5 protein-coding genes and 1 pseudogene are annotated in these 4,318 nt (G+C 69.5%); all 6 read left to right on the top strand.

The window, feature by feature from the left end; all coding sequences use genetic code 11:
• Positions 1-258: 258 nt before the first annotated feature.
• Positions 259-879: an HAD family hydrolase gene (locus ACI944_RS12340; RefSeq protein WP_411719342.1), complete on the top strand. Its 621-nt coding sequence runs from the start codon at positions 259-261 to the stop codon at positions 877-879.
• A complete protein-coding gene (gene cbiB, locus ACI944_RS12335) occupies positions 876-1,805 on the top strand; it encodes an adenosylcobinamide-phosphate synthase CbiB (RefSeq protein WP_411719341.1) in 930 nt (309 codons plus the stop codon). The genes ACI944_RS12340 and cbiB overlap by 4 nt, the downstream gene beginning before the upstream one ends.
• The gene (gene cobS, locus ACI944_RS12330; protein ID WP_411719340.1) at positions 1,796-2,551 is read left to right on the top strand and encodes an adenosylcobinamide-GDP ribazoletransferase; all 756 of its coding nucleotides are present in this window, start codon (positions 1,796-1,798) and stop codon (positions 2,549-2,551) included. Before cbiB ends, cobS begins: the two co-directional genes overlap by 10 nt.
• A complete protein-coding gene (locus tag ACI944_RS12325) occupies positions 2,551-3,123 on the top strand; it encodes an NTP transferase domain-containing protein (RefSeq protein ID WP_411719343.1) in 573 nt (190 codons plus the stop codon). Before cobS ends, ACI944_RS12325 begins: the two co-directional genes overlap by 1 nt.
• Entirely contained in the window at positions 3,113-4,126 is a 1,014-nt protein-coding gene (locus ACI944_RS12320; protein ID WP_411719339.1) for a threonine-phosphate decarboxylase, read from the top strand. Before ACI944_RS12325 ends, ACI944_RS12320 begins: the two co-directional genes overlap by 11 nt.
• A pseudogene (locus ACI944_RS12315) lies at positions 4,126-4,318 on the top strand (adenosylcobinamide amidohydrolase); the annotation flags it as partial. The gene ACI944_RS12320 and the pseudogene ACI944_RS12315, both read left to right, overlap by 1 nt.

The following is a 4,318-nucleotide window of genomic DNA, read 5'->3' as shown; positions in this document are numbered from 1 at the left end:
GATGGACGAACTGCGAATGCTCCCGGGGGTCGGCAAACAGCGCGCCGGCAACATCGTCGTCGGCCGCCCCTACGAGCACGCGAGCGAGGCGGCAGACAATCTCGACCTCTCACGGTTCTGCACCGCCGGCCGCCCCGAACGCGCCGACTGAGCCGCCCGCGCGGGTTCGGGTCGGAGCCGAGCGCACGGCGGCCGGCGGTCGGTCCCGAGGCTGGCGGTCCCACGAGATTCAAGTCGATGCGGTCGGTACGGCCAGTCGTGGCAGTCTCGTTCGATCTCTTCGGCACGCTCGTCGTTGCCGAGACACCCGACGATCCCGCGGCCGCGGTCGCCGAGGCGCTCGCCGAGCGCGGCGTGTCGGTGCCGCCGGACTTCGAGGACGCCTACTGTGAGGTCCACGTCGATGCGCCGGCGGGCGCGGAGGTACCGCTTCCTGCTCACGTCGCGGCCGTACTCTCCGCCCGCGGCGTCGACGCGCCGAACAACGCCGCCCGCCGGGCGGTCGTCGCTGCCTTCGATCCGACTGTTAGCCGTCGCGAGGGCGCGCGGTCGGCGATCGACGCCGCGGCCGAACGCGGGCCAGTCGGGCTCTGTTCGAACTGCAGCGTGCCGGAGCTCGTCGGCCGAACGCTGGTTCGAGCGGAGCTTCGCGGGGCCTTCGACGCCGTCGTCTCGAGCGTCGGCTGCGGGTGGCGCAAGCCCGACCCGCGGGCGTTTGAGACGGTCGCCGGCCGGCTCAACGTCGACACCGAGTCGCTCGTCCACGTCGGGGACGATCCCGACACCGACGGTGGGGTCCAGGCCGCCGGCGGTCGATTCCTCAATATCGAAAATGTTGGCCTCCCCGAACTCGATTCGCATCTGGAGTCAGTGCCGTGAACCTGTTCGATCCGGGGGCTGCGCTCGTCGTCTCGGTCGGACTCGCAGGCGGCCTCGAGGCTGCTGTCGGGGAGCCGCCGGCCGCGGTTCACCCAGTTGCGGTATTGGGGCGACTGCTCGGACGGCTGGAGCAGCACCGTTTCGGTGTCCCGAAACTCGCCGGCACGGTCTACGCGCTTGCGGTGCCGGCGGGCTGTGCGCTGGCCGCCTACGCCGCCGTATCACTTGCCGCGAGACTCCCGGTCCCGTTTGCGGACGCAATCCTCGCAGGCCTTGTCCTTTGGGTCGCCTCGAGCGTCCGCCTACTCATTGAGAGCGGCCGCCGCGTCGTCGAATTGAGCAACACCGACCTCGGAGACGCGAGGGAGGCGCTGTTGGCGCTCGTGGGACGTGACGCTTCGGGACTGTCGCCCGGCCTCGTTCGAAGTGCGGCCGTAGAGAGCCTCGCCGAGAACTTCTCCGATGGCTTTCTCGCACCGCTGTTAACGTTCGTTGCGCTTTCGTTTGTCTCGGTTCCCGCGGCGGCTGCCGGCGCGGCGCTTTTGAAGGGTGCAAACACGATGGATTCGATGTTCGGTTACCCCGGCCGATTCGGTTGGGCGAGCGCCAGGCTTGACGACATCCTCATGTTTGTTCCCGCCCGGCTGTCGGCGCCGTTTCTGGCGTTCGGCGCCGGCGATCCGGAGGCTCCCGTCCGAGCCCGTCGGTACGCGCGCGAACCGGCCTCGCCGAACGCCGGGTGGCCGATGGGCACCCTCGCCGCGGCATTGAATGTACGTCTTGAAAAGCCAGGCGCGTACACGCTCAATGGGGTCGCCGACTACCCGACGGTGTCGGACAGCCACGACGCTATCGGGGCGATACGCCGTGGAGCGGTCCTCGCCTACGGGGTAGCCGTCGCCGTGGGGGTGCTTCGATGGCTCTAAGATCAGTTGCCGGCGGGCTTCGTGGCGGCGTTGCGTTCCTCACCCGCGTCCCAATCGGAAGCGGCGAAGCCGATTGGGACCGGTTCCGATCGTTCCCCGCCGCGTTTCCGCTCGTGGCGTACCCGATCGGCGCGCTCGTGGCGGTGCCGTTCCTGTCGGGGCTGTCGGGGGCGACGGTCACCTTCGGTTACCTCCTCTCGCTCGTCGTCGTTGTCGGGATTCCGCACTTCGACGGGGTCGCCGACCTCGGCGACGCGATGGCGGCACACGGGGAGGGGGACGCTCGGGAGGCGCTGAAAGATACTGCAACCGGCGTCGGTGCCATCGTCGCAATTGCTGTTGTCGTAGGTGGACTCGTCCTCGGCGCGCTCGGACTCGCCGGCGCGCCGCCCTTGACTGCCGCCGGGATCGTCGTTGCCGCCGAAGTCGGCGCGAAACTCGGGATGGCGACCGTCGCCTGCCTCGCGAGCGCGGCTCACGAGGGGCTCGGGTCGGCGTTCACCGAACGCGCGGAGCCGGCATTGCTGCTCGGGCCGGTCCTCGTGGCACTCCCGGCAGCGTTGCTCGTGCCTCCCGTCCCGGTCGGACTCGCCGCCGTCGCCGCCGGGCCGCTCGTCGCTGTCAGCCTGATCCGGTGGGGGGAGAGAACGCTCGGTGGCGTCAACGGCGATGTCTTTGGGGCGACGAACGAACTCGCCCGTGTCCTCGGGCTGCACTTGGGGGTGATCGCGTGGACGCTCTCGTGATGTGTGGCGGGGCGGGGACCCGTCTCGACCGCGGCGAGAAGCCGCTGTTCGAGGTCGGCGGTGAGCCGATGGTTGAGCGGGTCCTCGACGCCCTCGAAGCGAGCCGGGTCGACACCACCTACGCAGTCACGTCGCCAAAGACGCCCGGAACGGCCGATCGATTGCGGGGTCGAATACCGGTCGTCGAGGCGGACGGCGAGGGGTACGTCGCCGACCTGACGGACGCGCTCGAGCGTGTCGATCCCCCCGTTCTGACCGTCGTTGCCGACCTTCCCCTTTTGAGCGACGAAACGATCGACCGGGCGATCGACGCCCACGGCGGCGGCGCGCTGACCGTTTGCGTCCCGGCGGTTCTCAAGCGTCGCCTCGGCGTCAGTATCGATACGACGCGAGCACACGGCGGCCGTGATCTCGCCCCAACCGGGCTAAACATCGTCGGCGAGCGGGAGGCGGAGACGATACGCGTGAGCTACGACGCCCGCCTCGCGGTCAACGTCAACCGACCCGAGGACGCGGCTGTCGCAGCGGCGTTCGCCGACGCGATCGAGGGGGGCACGTCGAATGGATCCTGACAGCGTCGACGGCGTGGGGCGCGTTCCCCACGGCTCGAGCGACGACCCGGACGTGCTCGACCTGAGCGCGAACATCAACCCACGGGTTCCGGACGGCACGCAGACGGTCTATCGGGACGCCTTCGCGGACGCTCACTCATACCCCAACGACAGCTACCCGGCGTTCCGGGCGGCGGCAGCCGACTACGTCGGTTGTGATCCGGACTCCGTCATCCCGACGCCGGGGGGACTGGCGGCGATCCGGTTGGCGATCGGCGTGACCGTCTCGCCGGGTACTCGCGTCCTCGTCCCCGCACCCTCCTTCGGGGAGTACGTCCGCGAGGTCGAGTTGGCCGGCGGCGAAGCCGTCGTCGTTCCCCACGAGGAGGTTATCGATCGCGATCCCTCCGGGTACGCGATGGCGATCGTCTGCACGCCGAACAACCCGACTGGAGAGCTGTACCCCGAGTCGGCCCTCCGGTCGTTCGCCGACCAGTGTGTGGACTCGGGGACGACGCTTCTGGCTGACGAGGCGTTTCTCGGCTTCACCGACCGGGCGTCGCTCGCCGGTCACCCGGCCGTCATCGCTGCTCGCTCGCTCACCAAACTGTTCGGGCTCCCCGGCCTCAGGGCAGGCTTTGCGGTCGCCGACGGCGAGGCGGGCGAGCGACTCCGGACAGCTCGACCGGCGTGGTCCGTCGGCGGGCCCGCGGCCGCGGTCGGCGCCCACGCGATGCGGGACTCGGTGTTCATCAAAGAAACCAGACGGCGCGTCGCGGAGGAGCGCAGGCATCTCCGCGAGGGTCTCGTGGCCCGCGGGTTCGAGGTGTATCCCTCGGAAGCCCCGTTCGTCCTCTGCGATGTCGGCAAACCTCCCGCAAAACTGCTTTCGGCCTGCAAAGGCCGCGGTGTCGTCCTCCGTGACGCGACGACGTTTCGCGGGCTTGATACACACGTTCGGATTGCCGTCCGGGATCGGGCTGCGACCGAAGAGCTGTTTTCCGTTCTCGACGAGGTGTGGTAATGTTCGAGTACGAGCGGACCGACGACCGTCTGACGCTCCGCCGGCCGGGGACTCGGTGGCTCTCAAACGGCTTCGACGGCGGGTACGCGACGGCCCGAGCCGCCCACAATCTCACCGTTCCGGAGGGGTTTGGGCGCACGGACCTCGCGGGGTACGCGACCGAGCGGCTCGGGTCGGTCCCCGAGGGGCCAA

The sequence above is a fragment of the Natronomonas sp. genome, from assembly GCF_046710025.1.
In the GTDB taxonomy this organism is placed as follows: Archaea; Halobacteriota; Halobacteria; order Halobacteriales; family Haloarculaceae; genus Natronomonas.
The sequence above is the reverse complement of the archived record's forward strand: the minus strand, read 5'-3'. Positions and strand labels throughout refer to the sequence as shown.